Genomic DNA, 15,511 nt, shown 5'->3' with positions numbered 1-15,511 from the left:
TTTCACCTTTTACCTAACTTCCAGTTTTCACCACCAGGTAATTGAATTAAGATTTCTACAATAGCTTTGGGTAACTCTTTCACCGAATGTAAATATGTCAATTCCAGAAATCTCAAACCAGTGGAAATTATCTGATTTTGATCTACCATTTCTGCTAGTTGAAATTCATTGTAGATGCCATTCATAACTTCTAAACTAGCATCACTTATCGCTAATTCAATTTCTTTGTCTAACCAACTATCCCATTCATTTTGATTAATGTAATAGGATTTTTTGTTTTCTTTGAGATTAATATCTTGAATTTCGATTAATGCGTTCCGAATAGAAGCAGCCCAGGAATTAGTCAAACGTTGTTCTATGTGATTTTTAATCAAATGTATTAACAGCACCTTAAGAAAAGATTTAATTTGTCGTAAAATAGCCTTTTTACTCATCCCCTCCAACTCATCCACAATCACCAAAGCATCAGCATAACGCCCTGCTAAAATACTATTTCTCAAATCTATTAACTCCTGCGTCATCTCCATTAACCTCCAACCCAACTAATTATAATATAACAAAACCTCCGCGTTCCTTTGCGTTTACCTCCGCGAACCTCTGCGTTAAAAAAATTCCCCTCAAAAAAAGTAGAGACGTTGTATAAAACGTCCCTACATTCTCATCTTAATATGGCCAAGTCCAATCGCGGATTTCTGGCATATCTTCGCCGTGAGTCTCGATATAATGCTTGTGTTCAATCAACTTATCTTGTAATTTTTGCTTCACATAAGCTGCTTTTGAACCTAATTTGGGTACACGGTCAATTACATCCATTACCAAATGGAATCTATCTAAATCATTCATCACCACCATATCAAAAGGTGTCGTTGTTGTTCCTTCTTCCTTATAACCACGGACATGAAGATTTTTGTGGTTAGTATGACGGTAAGTAAGCCGATGAATTAACCAAGGATAACCATGAAACGCAAAGATAATGGGTTTATCGGTTGTGAAAATAATATCAAAATCTTTGCTGCTTAAACCGTGTGGATGTTCACTTTGTGGCTGTAGTTTCATCAAATTAACTACATTCACAACCCGCACTTTTAAATCTGGGAAGTTTTGGCGTAGGATGTCTACTGCTGCTAGGGTTTCTAAAGTAGGAATATCCCCAGCACAGGCCATGACTACATCTGTTTCCCCATCTAAATCACTACTAGCCCATTCCCAAATACCTAAGCCTTTAGTGCAATGTTTAATCGCCGAATTCATGTCTAAATATTGTAATGCTGGCTGCTTCCCGGCAACGATGACATTGACATAATGACGACTTCTTAAACAATGGTCAGTAACAGATAGCAAAGTATTAGCATCAGGTGGCAGATATACACGAACAATTTCGGCTTTTTTGTTCATTACATGATCAATAAAACCGGGATCTTGGTGTGAGAAACCGTTGTGATCTTGTCGCCAAACATGGGAAGTTAGCAGATAATTTAAAGAAGCAATCGGCCTTCTCCACGGAATTTCATTAGTTGTTTTCAACCATTTGGCGTGTTGGTTGAACATGGAATCAATGATGTGAATAAATGCTTCGTAACAGGAGAAGAAACCGTGACGACCTGTGAGGAGATAGCCTTCTAACCAGCCTTGACAGTTGGTTTCACTAAGCATTTCCATGACTCGACCGTTGGGTGATAGGTGGTCATCTTCTGGGAGAGTTTCGGCTACCCAGGTACGGTTTGTGACTTCTAATATTGGATCAAGACGATTTGATGCGGTTTCGTCTGGTCCGAAAACTCGGAAGTTGCGGCTTTCCTGGTTGAGTTTCATGATATCGCGCAGGAACTTACCACTAACTTTAGTAGCTTCTGCGATCGCTTTCCCAGGAGAAGGAACGGGTACAGCATAATCTTCAAATTCGGGCATAATCAAGTCACGCAGCAAAATACCGCCGTTTGCGTGGGGATTATCACCCATGCGGCGATGTCCTTGGGGCGCTAGTTCTGCGAGTTCAGGAATGAGTGTACCGTTAACATCAAAGAGTTCTTCTGGCTTATAACTCTTCATCCAATCTTCTAGAAGTTGCAGATGTTCCGGTTTACCAGCTATATCACCAAAAGGCACTTGATGCGATCGCCAATAGTCTTCTGTTTTCTTCCCGTCAACTTCCTTGGGACCCGTCCAACCTTTAGGAGTCCGCAAAATAATCATAGGCCATTGCGATCGTTCTTTGAATCCATGTACCCGCGCTTCTCTTTGGATACCTTGAATTTCGGGAATAATGGTATCTAATACTGCTGCCATTTTTTGATGAACATCCGCAGGGTCAGAACCTTCCACAAAGTAAGGTTTATAGCCATAGCCGATAAATAGGCTTTCTAGTTCCTCATGGGGTATCCGTGCTAATACTGTGGGATTCGCAATTTTATATCCATTCAAATGCAGAATTGGTAAAACCGCACCATCAGTAACAGGGTTGAGGAATTTGTTAGAATGCCAGCTAGTAGCTAAAGCGCCGGTTTCCGCTTCTCCGTCTCCGACAACCGCAGCGACAATTAAATCAGGGTTATCAAAAGCCGCACCAAAAGCGTGAACTAATGCATAACCCAGTTCTCCCCCTTCATGAATAGAACCAGGGGTTTCTGGTGCAACGTGGCTAGGAATACCACCAGGAAATGAGAATTGTTTGAATAGTTTTTGCATCCCTCCAGCATTTTGGGAAATGTTGGGGTAATATTCGCTGTAAGTTCCTTCTAAGTAAGTGTTGGCGACGAGTCCGGGTCCGCCATGTCCGGGGCCTGCTATGTAAATTGTACTTAAATCGTACTTTTTAATGACTCGGTTGAGGTGAGCATAAATCAAGTTTAGCCCTGGTGTAGTTCCCCAGTGTCCTAATAAACGGGGTTTGACGTGTTCTTGTTTTAGTGGTTCTCTAAGTAGGGGGTTGTCGAGGAGGTATATTTGTCCAACGGAGAGATAGTTTGCTGCACGCCAATAGGCGTTAATTTTCTGTAATTCTGTGTCTGATAATGGCTTTATTTGTGGAGTGCTGGCTAAGGTCATTATTAAACTCCAAAAAGGTATTTGCACTAATGGTGTCAGTGTATTGATTTGCTGACTCAGTGTCATCTTACCTGTGATTCATTTTTTCGGTGGGATGTTACAGATTTTTTTTATCTCACGCAGAGACGCAGAGGCGCAAAGAGGAGGAAATAATTTTTAAAGTTATTTTTTTTATAAACGCCAATTATCTAAATATTAATGAATAACCTAAATTTTGAATTCATTGATAGTGAGACAAGTTACCTGTGACTAAGGTGTGATTATTACTAATCGCAATTGCCGCTATCATACAGTCAGGATAACCTATTCTTTTTCCTGTTGTCTCTAAATCAGCATATATTTTTCCGGCTAATACTGATTCTGCATAAGTGAATGATAAGATTTCCTGGGTGGAAATAATTGTTAAAAATTGTTCAATACGTTGTTCTTGTTTACGTTTGCGCCAACCTTCTACAATTTCCATTATTGTAATTACGGAAATTGTATATTTTTCAAACTCGGCTAAATAAATATTAGCTTTGTTGATAATATTAGGATTAGCTCTTTTAATGATTTCGGAAAAGATATCAGTGTCAAGTAATGATTTTTCTGGTTTATTCATTTGTGAGATTATGTCCTCTTTTTTCCATAGCCTCAGCTACAATTTCATCAACAACTTCTGGAATATCGGCATATAATCCCATTAATGGGTCTTTTTGTTCCTGAATTTCTGCTAAACGGGCAATTACTGTTGTTATCAATTCTGATAAGGTAGATTGATTGACTATTGCCAGGGTTTTGGCTCGTTCAAGTGTTAGTCTATCTAGTTCTAAGTTAATTTGTTCCATAATGAATTTGACCTCTATCTTCGGGTTTATTTAATTGTATCATAGTAGGTTGGGAGTAATTAAACCTCTTTTAAAAATACAGCAGGAGAAACATGAAAGAATTTAGCCAGTTTTTCTATGTGATTTACTGTCATTTGTTGCTTTCCATCGAAAATGTCAGATAAAACTGTTTCTTGTTCAAAAATTGGTATTAAATCTTGGGGTTGGAAGTTCAATTCTTCCAGTAATACTTTTAATAATTCGATTCCATAAATATCTGCAACAGGATAATGATATTCTTCATATTCAGATACTAATAGTCCTAGTAAATGAAGATAATCTCGTTCGTCAGAAGTTAGCCTTTCTTGATCTAATAAAGAATCAATAATAGTTTGAGTTGTAGCTAGTTCTTCTTCTGATGTAATTTTGCGAGGAGGAAAAGCAGTGATTAATTCTAGATAGTTTTTAAGTGTACCCAGAGTCTTGTTTCCAATTTTGCTGATAATGTACATAACTTGATATTAAGCAATTTTCTCATAAACAACATTAATTTTAGGTTGAGATTTTTCGGATTGTTGATTTGTTACCATTATTTCTATATTTTGTCCTAATTTTATTAAGTAAGTTAATAAATTATCAATTGTAAAATCTTTGAGAATACCGTTATTTAAATTATTTACTTTTTCAATTTCTAACTCTAAAAGTTGTGCAGCTTGTTGAGGTGTGATTTGTTGCTGTTCTAAAATATCAGCTATGACAGAAGCTAATTTAACTTTGGCTAGTTTTTCTTCTGCATTAGCAAATCCTAAATCTTGAAAAATGTTGCCAGAACTGATTGTATAATCTAACATAATCTTCCTTTCATGATTGTCTTATTTGTGAAATTTGGATTGCTGTTTGTAATCGCTGGTCAATTAAGTCAATAAACTGATAAAATGGCTAAATTAATTTTTACTTAACTGACTAATTTGAGCGATTAAATTGCTTTAATAAATCATGGCGATTATTAATTGCTATTTTAAAATCTGGTCTAATACTAATTGCCTTTTCGTGTGATTTTAGTGCTTCTTCATACCTACGTAAATTCCCTAGAGCAAGACCTCGATTATTCCAAGCTTCATGATGGTCAGGTTTAATAGCAATGGCTCTGTCATAAGATGCGACCGCTTCTTCATATTTTTGTAAATTACTTAGAGCAAGACCTCGGTTATTCCAAGCTTGATGGTAGTCAGGTTTAATGGTAATTGCTCTGTCATAAGATGCAATCGCTTTTGTATACTCTCGTAATTGACGTAGGGCAATACCTCGGTTATTCCAAGTTATATAATAGTCAGGCTTAATGGCTATAGCTTTGTTGTAAGATACAATCGCTTCTGCGTACCTTTGTAATTCGTCTAAGGCAATACCTCGGTTATTCCAAGCTTGATGGTCATCAGGTTTGATGGCAATGGCTTTGTCGTAAGATGCAATCGCTTCTGTATACCTGTGTAATTGACGTAGAGCAACACCTTGACGATACAAAGCTTCATGATAGTCAGGTTTAATAGCAATAGCTTTATCGTAAGATGCGATCGCTTCTTCGTATTTTTCTAACTCAGCTAAGGCAAGACCTCGATTATACCAAGCTTCATATTTATAAGGTTTAATAGCAATGGCTTTATCATAAGATTCAATTGCGTTTTCATACCTTTGTAAATTAAATAATTTATGCCCTTTTTGAATACAAAGTTCACTTAATTCAGTTAATCGTGCTGGGTGTATATTCTGTGGTTTACCAACTCCAAAAATTTGATTTAGTTCATCCAAAGCTTCCTTAGCATTTCTATAACGTTGTCGCCAATCACAACGCACCATTTTAGTGATAAAATTTCCTAATTTATTACTAACTTTAACTTGATCACTCCAAAGAATTTCACCATCATCATCTTCTGGTAATAAGCGAGGAGACAGATCAATTAATGCCTGAATTGCTGTCATCCCTAAAGCATAAATATCACTACTAAATTTAGGTTTACCCATAGCCTGTTCTAAAGGCGTATATCCCGGTGTACCAATACGAATAGTTCGGGTAGTAGAGCCTGATTTCATCGCAATAGTAGTATTAATTTGTTTGATTGCACCAAAATCAATCAATACTAACTTGCCATCTTTACGGCGCATGATATTTGCAGGTTTAATATCCCGGTGAATTACTTTATTTCCATGAACATAAACTAATATTTCTAAAACATCTTGTAACAGTTTAATTACTTCACTTTCACTTAACTTTTTACCAGGACTGATTTCTTGAGTTAAATCATATCCATCAATCAATTCTTGAATCAGATAAAATTCTTGATTCTCCTGAAAATAGGCATACAATTTAGGCATTTGATCGTAATTTTGTCCTAATTGATATAAAATCTGTGCTTCTTGTTCAAATAAACGGATAGTATCTCTGTCAATTTCTGTAGGTTTTAACCGTTTAACTACACAAATTGGTTTAGGGGTAACGGGAATATCTAAATCTTCTGCGAGGTAAGTTTCACCAAACCCACCTGCACCTAGTTCTTTGACAATCTGGTAACGTTGACGGAGGATATTACCAATCATAGGATGTTGCTTTTATAACCCTGTCCCTGTATATCATAACTTAGAGATCCTCGATTTCTTTACAAAACCGGGTATTTCGGGAAAATTTACTGATTATTATTAAATCTGAAGAATTACAAATTAACACATTACCCAAAACCGAAAAATGCAAATCGTTAAACGCAATATTGAATTAAGAGTAGATGATAGTTTAATGCGAGTTTATGTCGCTTCTCCTAAACCAGAGGGTAAATATCCAGGAATTGTTTTTTACAGTGATATTTATCAATTAGGTGATGCCATAATTCGGCTAGTTAATTATTTAGCTGGTTTTGGTTATGTTGTCGCCGCACCAGAAATTTTTCACCGCATTGAACCTGTGGGTTCTGTGATTGAACCTAATGATATTGGGAGAATGCGCGGTAATGATGATGCACGACGTACATTAATTTCTGAATATGATGCTGATACTCGTGCTGTGATTGATTTTCTCAAAAATGACAATTCAGTTATTGCTGATAAAATCGGAACTTTGGGTTTTTGTATTGGTGGACATTTGGCTTTTCGCGCTGCTTTTGAAAGTGAAATTGAAGCTTGCGTTGCTTGTTATCCTACAGGTATTCCTAGCGGTAAATTAGGTAAAGGAGTGGCAGATACTATTCACAGATTTGAGGAAATCAAAGGAGAATTATTGTTAATTTTTGGAACTCAAGATCCGCATATTTCGGAAAATGACCGACAAACGATAATTAATGCTTTAGAAACAGCAAAAATACCTCATCAACTTTTCTCTTATGAAGCGGAACATACTTTTATGAGAGATGATGGTTATCGTTTTGATGCTGTTGCTGCTACTTCAGCTTGGGGAGAAATTATCGCTTTCTTGGAACGGAAATTTAGAAAGTAATTATAAACATAGATTCTCGTTTTTTAAATAAAGCGAGGATCTTGTTGTTCATGGTTAATAATATTTGTTAAACTATAACTTAAGAAAGCGAAATTTATTTAATTTATTTATGACTTTCTCCCCTCCCCTGATTTCTCAATCATATCCTCCCCTTCCCCCTTGGGAAAACCTACCGACAATGTATGATTTACCTAGTGAAAATCCAGAGGAACCCGGTTTGCCAGACGAATTTCATTTTTTACAACCTTTACTTTTATACCTAACCTTTCAACCTATAAACTGGAGTCCAGAACTTGTTTATAGTGCTGCTGATTTGAATCTTTATTATGATCTTGAACATCATTTATGGTATAAACGTCCAGATTGGTTTGGTGTAGTTGGAGTTTCCAGATTATTCCAAGGTAGAGATTTACGTTTAAATTATGTTCGTTGGCAAGAAAAAGTAAATCCTTTTGTGGTAGTTGAATTATTATCTCCTGGAACAGAAGATGAAGATTTAGGTAACAAGGAAACTAAAAAAGATAAACCTCCTACAAAATGGGAAGTTTATGAGCGCATTTTACGCATTCCTTATTATATTGTTTTTAGTCGCTATACCAATGAACTCCGCGCATTTCATTTAGTTGGTGGTCATTATGAACCTATGAATTTGATTGAAGGACTTTTACCAATGCCAGAATTGGGTTTAAGTTTAGGATTATGGCAAGGTTCATTTCGAGGTGTTTCTAAATTGTGGTTAAGGTGGTTTACTCTCGAAGGAGAATTAATTCCTGAACCTACCGAGGAAGTTGCTGCTGCGACAGAAAGGGCTATTCTTGCTGAACAAGAAGCCACTGAAGCAAAAAGAAAAGCGGAAAAATTAGCAGAAAGGTTGCGTCAGTTAGGCATTAATCCCGATGAATTGGATGATGATTTATAGTTAATATGCAAATCCCCAATTTCTTAAAGAAGTCGGGGATCTAAATTTTCAATATAACTTTAACCAGTTAATTCTCACCTTGTCTCTATTTTAGCACTTCATAACTTTAAACAGTATTATTAGGGCGGGCAAGACTTGTACTGAGCTTGTCGAAGTATGCCCACCCCACAAGAGTGTTTTATGAAATATCTTTGCAGAGATGTCTAATCATTAATTGACAACAAACCGGGGGGGGGAGTGATTTCAACTCGACGGGTTTCTAAATCTACAACAGGAACAATTTCCATGACAAAAGGAATTAAAACGTTTTTTCGTTCTTTTTCCGTTGTTAGTTCTTCGTCATTAGTTGCAAAAGCAGGATCTAATTTAACTTCTAATAAATCATGACCTGAAGGTAGTAAATCTACAACTGTTCCCACAAATTGGCCAGATTCCTGCATGAAGACTTGCAACCCTATCAAGTCTAAAACATGATATTCACCTTCGTCTAGTTCTGGACGATCGCTTATCGGCACAAAAAACCGACAATCACGCATATTTTCCGCAGCAGTGCGATCGCTCACTCCCTCCAATTTAATCACATATAGATTCTTATTCTCAATATACCGCCCATCTAATAACTCTACCTGTTGCAGTTCTGCTTCCCCTGGACGTAATAACCACCGTGTTCCCGGTTCCTCAAAGCGTTCGGGAAAGTCGGTATTAGGATAAACCCGCAACTCCCCAGCTAAACCTTGAGGTGAGACAATCTTACCAATTTCTAACCAATCATCGAGGTTGGGAATAGGCAGAGGAAGGGATTTTTCTGCCCGTACAGGACTAGGAACAGGTGCTTTTTGAACTTTCCCCCCTGCACCCTGCACCCTGCCCCCCTGCTTTCTTTTCTTCGCGTTCTTTCCTGCGGAACGCTTCGCGAATGCGCCTTCGTGGTTCATTTCTCTTACACACTCACCGGCGCAACTTGATAAACTCGTTCAGCAACCTTAGCTAAACGCTGCATACCGATAGTAATTTCCTCATCACTACCAGTTAAACTGATTCGCAGACATTGGTGTTTGTGTTCCCATTCTTCTTTTAAACCAGGGAAGAAACTACTACCAGGGACAACAATTACACCCACCTTCTTTAATTCCTGGTAAAATTCCCAGTCAGTCATAGGTAAATCTTGCAACCATAACCAACCAAAAATTGCTCCTTCACCACGATGTAAAAACCAAGGTAAATTTTTAGGCATCGCTGCTTCTAAAGTGCTTTCTAACACATCAAACTTTTTCTGATAGAAAGGACGAATTACGGTTTCAGCAATTTGGGCTAATGCACCTGATTCTATCGCACGGGATGCGATCGCTTGACCATATCTCGAAGAATGAATCCCTGTATTAGTTTGGAAACATTCCAAAACTTGAATTAGGTTTTCATCACCAATCGCTATCCCGATTCTTTCCCCTGGTAATCCTGCTTTCGATAAACTCATACAGTGGAGGATATTTTCACCAAACACAGGTGTCATCTCCGTAAAATTCAACGCTGGGAAAGGTGGCGCATAAGCCGAATCTATCAATACAGGCACGTTATAAGGTGCAGCTAAATCAGTGATTTTGCTCACCTCATCATTAGTTAAAACATTACCTGTAGGGTTGCAAGGACGGGAAAAAATCACGCAACCAGTGTTTTCTGTAATCGAAAGTTGGTTAAAATCAGGACGATATTTAAATCTGTGTGCCGCTGTATCAATATCCAGAGTAGGTTTATAGGCAACTAAAGCTTCTGGGAATAAACACACACCACCATAACCAGTATAATCTGGACTTAATGGCAAAACGATTTCTTTTAAATCGCCATCATTAGTATATCCACCGAAAGCATTCGCAGCGTAGAAGTATATAGTTTGACTACCAGCCGTAATTAAAACGTTCCGGTCTGTTAAATTTAAACCATAACGCTGGTTAAAATCCTTGACAATTGTATTAATTAATGGTACATAGCCCTGGCTAGAACCATAACGACAAACAACTTCACCATATTCAGAACTAGCTAATAAATCTGCCGTGCAATCCCGCCATAACTGTTCTACCTCTGGTAAAATCAACGGGTTTCCCGCACTCAAATTATATAATTCCTGCCCCGCACTAGCTCTGAGGGTTTCGTTAATATCTTTCATAATCGCTCTCACGCCAGTTAAGTTGGACATTTGAGCGCCAATTTTAGTAAGGGCAGGTTTCATAGGTTTGTTACAGACTAGATTAATCGCAAATGTGGATAAATTATTGGCTGGTTGCAGCTAAGACAAAATTTATTATAGTTGCCAAAACAGCTACTGCCTTTAACCAATCTAAACCAGTGAATGCGATTTTAACAAAATCTGGTAGTTACAGAACTCCCAAAAATAATAAAGCCCCACTTGTGAGGTGGGGGGTTTCTCTTGTAATGATACAAATGTACTATGCGAGGTGGAGTTTGGCAAGTGTCTACTGAAAAAATATTTATACATATCACATAAAATACAGATAAATCATAAATTTATGTATTCATTTACTGAGATAAACTCATTAAAAGTCAATATCAGGAGAACTGAATTTTGGAAGTCAAAGCAGCAGTAGCTTACACCGCAGGTAAACCGCTAACTATTGAAACCGTACAATTAGCAGCACCACAAGCGGGAGAAGTATTAATTGAGATTAAAGCCAGCGGGGTTTGTCATACCGATGCTTTTACCCTGTCTGGTGATGATCCTGAAGGTTTATTTCCAGCAATTTTGGGACATGAAGGTGCTGGTGTAGTTGTAGAAGTGGGGTCTGGTGTCAAGAGTGTAAAACCAGGAGATCATGTCATTCCTTTATACACGCCTGAATGTCGTCAGTGTGATTATTGCTTAAGCTTTAAAACCAATCTCTGTCAAGCAATTCGCACCACCCAAGGAAGAGGAGTCATGCCTAATGGTACTAGTCGCTTTAGTATTGGTGGAGAAATGATTCATCACTACATGGGTACATCCACCTTTGCTAATTACACAGTATTACCTGAAATTGCCGTTGCCAAAATTCGGGAAGATGCGCCTTTTGATAAGGTTTGTTATATCGGTTGTGGTGTAACAACGGGTATAGGTGCGGTTATCTATACAGCTAAGGTAGAACCAGGTGCAAATGTGGTGGTGTTCGGTTTGGGTGGGATTGGTTTAAATGTCATCCAAGGGGCGCGAATGGTGGGCGCAAATATGATTGTGGGAGTTGATATTAATCCCAATAAACGAGCTTTGGCTGAAAAATTTGGCATGACACATTTTGTTAATCCTCATGAAGTTGCAGGTGATTTAGTTCCTTATTTGGTGGATTTAACTAAAGGTGGTGCTGATTATTCTTTTGAATGTATTGGTAATGTCAATATCATGCGTCAAGCTTTGGAGTGCTGTCATAAAGGTTGGGGTGTAAGTGTAATTATTGGTGTTGCTGGTGCGGGTAAAGAAATCAGCACTCGTCCGTTTCAATTAGTGACTGGAAGGGTTTGGAAAGGTTCGGCTTTTGGTGGTGCGAGAGGGCGTACAGATGTGCCGAAAATAGTAGATTGGTATATGGATGGGAAAATTAATATTGATGATTTGATTACTCATGTGATGCCAATTGAAAAGATTAATGATGCTTTTGATTTGATGCATAGGGGGGAGTCTATTCGTAGTGTGGTTACTTTTTAGATTTTATGTCTCACGCAAAGGCGCAAAGGCGCAAAGGAAGAAAGGAACGACAAGAATTAAGAAATGGTATGAGTGTTTTAATTGGGCATTTTAGCATCAATAGTTCATTTCTCTCATCGCAATTCTCGTAATAAAAAATAAATTGAAGGTAAGATCATGGTTGGGAAAATTACCACTGATGAATTGTTGACTCTTTACAATGCTGGAGAACGTAATTTTGCTGGTGTCGAAATTTTGCGAATTGTCGGCGAAATGGGCGAAATAGACGGAGTTAGTGGTCAGATTACTGGACTCGAAGGTGCTGATTTGCGGGGAATTAACTTACGGGTAGCTAATCTTGAAAATGTCAATCTGAGTGGGGCTGATTTGACTGAAGCCGATTTGTTTGGGGCTTATTTGGGCGAGGCTGGTTTGGTAAAAACTATTCTGAAAGATGCTAATTTATTCTCCGCCAATTTGAGTAGTGCTACTTTGAATGAAGCTGATTTGACTGGAGCTAATTTGAGCCATGTTAAAGCGGTTGGTGCTAGTTTCATCGGTGCTAAAGTCCCTGGCTTTGAACGTGCTGATTTAACTCACGCTAACTTTCGAGATTCTACTGCCGATGAGTATGCTCTTTGTCGCTGGTTTAATGTTATTTGGCATACTACTATGCCCGATGGTACTATAAAAGAAAGTCCCTACTGTAAATGGTAATAGTTGTTCCTCTGTGGCAGCCATTAAAGGAACAGGTTCAATTATAATTAATTCAAATTCACCAGGTTTTAACTATGCAGACACCAAAAGAGAAAGAAGCCGCTGTAAACCTGAATGATCATCTTTATGAAACAGATTTTTACGCCTGGACTCAACAACAGGCTAATTTATTACGTTATCAACAATGGAATCAAATTGATTTAGCTAACTTAATTGAGGAAGTTGAATCTTTGGGGAGAAGGGAACGCCAAGAATTAAAAAGTCGTTTAAGTATTTTAATTGGACATTTATTAAAGTGGGAATATCAATCATCAAAACGTAGTCGCAGTTGGTTAGCAACTATTCGGATTCAACGGCGGGATATCATAAAATTACTGAATGAAAATCCCAGTTTACAGTCTTCTATGGAAGTAGCACTTCAAGAAGCTTATGAAAATGCTAGGGATTTAGCATCAGGAGAAACAAATTTACCGTTGTCAACTTTTCCTCTACAATGTCTATATTTATGGAAAGATTTAATTAACTTAAACTTTTATCCTGGTGAATCGGCAAGTGATGATTTGATGGAATAATTGCTATAAAAATTGTCTGAATCAGGATTTACAGGATTTAAGGATTTACAAGATTTTGGTATTTTTCACATCGGGTAAATTAACCTTGCTGAATCAAACTCTCTGTGCCTCTGCGTCTGGAGCGTGAGATAAAATCATATTGACGATATAATTGCAATGTTCAAGGATATGTGAAATCTATTATGTTAGATTACAATCCCCTTGCTTGTATGCCTTCCTCTGAGGAACTACCTGATTCAGATGAAACACCTGTGGATAATGAATTACAAGATTTGATTCCCGGTTTACTCAAAGCTATTTTAGCTATGGCTTGGGCTGAACGCATGGACTGGTTTTTTGGTGTGGATATGGGTGTTTATTATGATCCTTATCAACCAGCAATTGTCCCTGATGGTTTTCTCAGCTTAGGGGTAGAACGGTTTTATGATGAAAATCTCCGCCCTAGTTACGCGATTTGGGAAGAAGAAAAAGTTCCTATTTTAGTTTTAGAAGTTGTTTCTCAAACTTATCGTGGTGAATATTCCACTAAAAAAGATGCCTATGCTAATTTAAGTGTTTTATATTATGTAGTTTATAATCCCACTCGTCGCCGTAAACCCCGGTTGGAAGTTTATAAATTAACTAATGGTGTGTATCAATTACAAGATGGTAATCCTGTTTGGTTGCCAGAAATTGATTTAGGCATTGGTATAGAACGGGGAACTTATCAAGGTATTACACGGGAGTGGATGTATTGGTATAATCAACAAGGAAAACGCTTTTTAACACCAGAAGAACGCGCTGGAATTTTAGCGGAACGTTTACGGGCTTTGGGTGTAGATCCTGATAGTATAATTTGAGAGGGGTAACATCAGATTAGAGTAGGGGTCAAGTTATTAGCTAACTGACAAAAGCCCTCCGGCCATCCAAGAAACAGCGCTTGCGCGATCGCATCATCATGACTAATCTTAACCTAGAATCAGAATTTAAATGCTTTGATGGCATACTGGGCTTCTACTCTCATTTCTCCACCACCTGTAACGGTGAAATGCGTTTTGCTGTCTATCAACCACCGCAAGTCACTCAAAAGCCCTTACCAGTGCTTTATTTTCTCTCCGGCTTGACTTGCAAAGAAGATAATTTTATGCTGAAAGCAGGGGCGCAACGTTGGGCATCTGAATACGGTTTAATACTAGTGGCACCAGATACCAGTCCGCGTCATACGGGCATTGTGGGAGAAGATGATGAATGGGATATTGGTACAGGTGCAGGCTTTTATGTAGATGCGACAGAAGAACCTTGGCGATCGCACTATCAGATGTATAGTTATATTAGCCAAGAGTTACCAGCTTTAATTAATAGCAAATTTCGCACCCAACCTGACAGACAGAGCATTTTTGGTCATTCTATGGGGGGACATGGGGCGCTAGTTTGTGCCATGAGAAACCCAAAACAATATAAATCAGTATCTGCCTTTGCACCTATAGTTGCACCTATGGCCTGTGCTTGGGGTCAAAAGGCGTTTAGTCTTTATTTGGGTAATAATCAGGAAAGTTGGCGTGATTATGATGCTAGTGAATTAGTTCAAAAAGTAGGATATCACAGTCCCATTCTGATTGACCAAGGAACAGCAGATCAATTTTTAACTAAACAATTGCTACCGGATATATTTGCACAAGCTTGTACAAAAGTAGGACAAACGCTTAACTTGCGATATCAACCAGGCTATGACCACAGTTACTATTTTATCTCTACCTTTATGGGCGATCACATACACCACCATGCGATCGCACTACATTGGTGACAAGTTAATACTGAAAGTCTTTTGTCAATAGGCTTTCGGATAATTTCTTCTTTTTCTTAACTTATCACCATGCGATCGCTCTAGGGTTGCTCTAAAATTGATAGAATAGTTGCGTAGAAATTAGAGCGATATCCTCTGCCTAACGCGATTCAGTACCCTGATTAGGACTACCCGCTACAGAATCTTCACCAGGCGCTTCTGGTGTAGCAGTAGGTCTAGCATCACTTTTTTCAGCATTACCAGTCTTGCGAATATCCTCTTGTAGGGGAGTTTGATAACCACTAGAAGACGTTGGTGTACTCTCTTGATCATCAGATTTTTTCTGTTGTTTTTTAGCTTTTCCGCTCATGATTAAACTCCTATTATTCTCGACACCATCTTAGTCAGTTAAGAAGTACAAATATATCTATCTACAATCTAGTTATGGTAAATTTATTTATCCCTCTTAAGTAGTATTCCTAACTCCGTCGTTCAATACTTTCAGGAATATACAAAAACCGCAAATTCAAATGTGACTCATAAAA

The 15,511-nt window shown here is 38.0% G+C and carries 17 protein-coding genes; 7 read left to right on the top strand and 10 right to left on the bottom strand.

Annotation, left to right across the window (positions count from 1 at the left end; genetic code table 11):
- Positions 1-2 precede the first annotated feature (2 nt).
- The 7 genes from ACSQ6I_RS06290 to ACSQ6I_RS06260 all read right to left on the bottom strand — a co-directional run bounded on the left by ACSQ6I_RS06290 (position 3) and on the right by ACSQ6I_RS06260 (position 6,443).
- A complete protein-coding gene (locus ACSQ6I_RS06290) occupies positions 3-521 on the bottom strand; it encodes a DUF29 family protein (protein WP_438889515.1) in 519 nt (172 codons plus the stop codon).
- A 142-nt stretch (positions 522-663) separates the two neighbouring features.
- Entirely contained in the window at positions 664-3,045 is a 2,382-nt protein-coding gene (locus ACSQ6I_RS06285; RefSeq protein ID WP_438889662.1) for a phosphoketolase family protein, read from the bottom strand.
- Positions 3,046-3,265: 220 nt separating this feature from the next.
- Positions 3,266-3,646, bottom strand: a complete 381-nt coding sequence (locus ACSQ6I_RS06280) for a PIN domain-containing protein (RefSeq protein ID WP_438889514.1) — start codon at positions 3,644-3,646, stop codon at positions 3,266-3,268.
- Positions 3,639-3,872 carry a hypothetical protein gene (locus ACSQ6I_RS06275; protein WP_438889513.1) on the bottom strand — a complete coding sequence of 78 codons (234 nt, stop codon included), beginning with the start codon at positions 3,870-3,872 and terminating at the stop codon, positions 3,639-3,641. The genes ACSQ6I_RS06280 and ACSQ6I_RS06275 overlap by 8 nt, the downstream gene beginning before the upstream one ends.
- Before the next feature lie 59 nt (positions 3,873-3,931).
- Complete coding sequence (locus ACSQ6I_RS06270) at positions 3,932-4,363, bottom strand: helix-turn-helix domain-containing protein (protein WP_438889512.1); 432 nt, start codon at positions 4,361-4,363, stop codon at positions 3,932-3,934.
- A 9-nt stretch (positions 4,364-4,372) separates the two neighbouring features.
- Positions 4,373-4,702, bottom strand: a complete 330-nt coding sequence (locus ACSQ6I_RS06265) for a helix-turn-helix domain-containing protein (protein ID WP_438889511.1) — start codon at positions 4,700-4,702, stop codon at positions 4,373-4,375.
- Between the two features lie 112 nt (positions 4,703-4,814).
- A complete protein-coding gene (locus ACSQ6I_RS06260) occupies positions 4,815-6,443 on the bottom strand; it encodes a tetratricopeptide repeat protein (RefSeq protein ID WP_438889509.1) in 1,629 nt (542 codons plus the stop codon).
- Between the two features lie 145 nt (positions 6,444-6,588).
- Between ACSQ6I_RS06260 and ACSQ6I_RS06255 the strand changes: the two genes are divergently transcribed.
- Both ACSQ6I_RS06255 and ACSQ6I_RS06250 read left to right on the top strand, forming a co-directional pair.
- Entirely contained in the window at positions 6,589-7,329 is a 741-nt protein-coding gene (locus ACSQ6I_RS06255; RefSeq protein ID WP_438889508.1) for a dienelactone hydrolase family protein, read from the top strand.
- A 109-nt stretch (positions 7,330-7,438) separates the two neighbouring features.
- Entirely contained in the window at positions 7,439-8,248 is an 810-nt protein-coding gene (locus ACSQ6I_RS06250; RefSeq protein ID WP_438889507.1) for a Uma2 family endonuclease, read from the top strand.
- Between the two features lie 203 nt (positions 8,249-8,451).
- On the opposite strand, the gene rimM is transcribed toward ACSQ6I_RS06250, so the two are convergent.
- Complete coding sequence (gene rimM, locus ACSQ6I_RS06245) at positions 8,452-9,183, bottom strand: ribosome maturation factor RimM (RefSeq protein WP_438889506.1); 732 nt, start codon at positions 9,181-9,183, stop codon at positions 8,452-8,454.
- A 5-nt stretch (positions 9,184-9,188) separates the two neighbouring features.
- Positions 9,189-10,472, bottom strand: a complete 1,284-nt coding sequence (locus ACSQ6I_RS06240) for a valine--pyruvate transaminase (protein WP_438889505.1) — start codon at positions 10,470-10,472, stop codon at positions 9,189-9,191.
- A 354-nt stretch (positions 10,473-10,826) separates the two neighbouring features.
- On the opposite strand from ACSQ6I_RS06240, the gene ACSQ6I_RS06235 reads away from it, so the two are divergent.
- The 5 genes from ACSQ6I_RS06235 (at position 10,827) to fghA (ending at position 14,987) form a co-directional block, all read left to right on the top strand.
- On the top strand, positions 10,827-11,936 hold the full coding sequence (locus ACSQ6I_RS06235; RefSeq protein ID WP_438889504.1) for an S-(hydroxymethyl)glutathione dehydrogenase/class III alcohol dehydrogenase: 1,110 nt from the start codon (positions 10,827-10,829) through the stop codon (positions 11,934-11,936).
- Positions 11,937-12,092: 156 nt separating this feature from the next.
- A complete protein-coding gene (locus ACSQ6I_RS06230) occupies positions 12,093-12,632 on the top strand; it encodes a pentapeptide repeat-containing protein (RefSeq protein ID WP_438889503.1) in 540 nt (179 codons plus the stop codon).
- A 74-nt stretch (positions 12,633-12,706) separates the two neighbouring features.
- Entirely contained in the window at positions 12,707-13,204 is a 498-nt protein-coding gene (locus ACSQ6I_RS06225; protein WP_438889502.1) for a DUF29 domain-containing protein, read from the top strand.
- A 182-nt stretch (positions 13,205-13,386) separates the two neighbouring features.
- Complete coding sequence (locus tag ACSQ6I_RS06220; RefSeq protein WP_438889501.1) at positions 13,387-14,043, top strand: Uma2 family endonuclease; 657 nt, start codon at positions 13,387-13,389, stop codon at positions 14,041-14,043.
- 98 nt (positions 14,044-14,141) lie between these two features.
- Positions 14,142-14,987, top strand: coding sequence for an S-formylglutathione hydrolase (gene fghA / locus ACSQ6I_RS06215; protein ID WP_438889499.1), 846 nt, complete (start codon positions 14,142-14,144; stop codon positions 14,985-14,987).
- Positions 14,988-15,126: 139 nt separating this feature from the next.
- Here the strand turns inward: fghA and ACSQ6I_RS06210 are convergent, their stop codons facing one another.
- Positions 15,127-15,336, bottom strand: a complete 210-nt coding sequence (locus ACSQ6I_RS06210) for a hypothetical protein (protein ID WP_438889498.1) — start codon at positions 15,334-15,336, stop codon at positions 15,127-15,129.
- Between the last annotated feature and the right edge of the window lie 175 nt (positions 15,337-15,511).

This window comes from Anabaena sp. WFMT, from assembly GCF_051781005.1.
Lineage (GTDB): Bacteria > Cyanobacteriota > Cyanobacteriia > Cyanobacteriales > Nostocaceae > Anabaena.
This window is presented reverse-complemented; position numbering and strand designations above follow the sequence as displayed.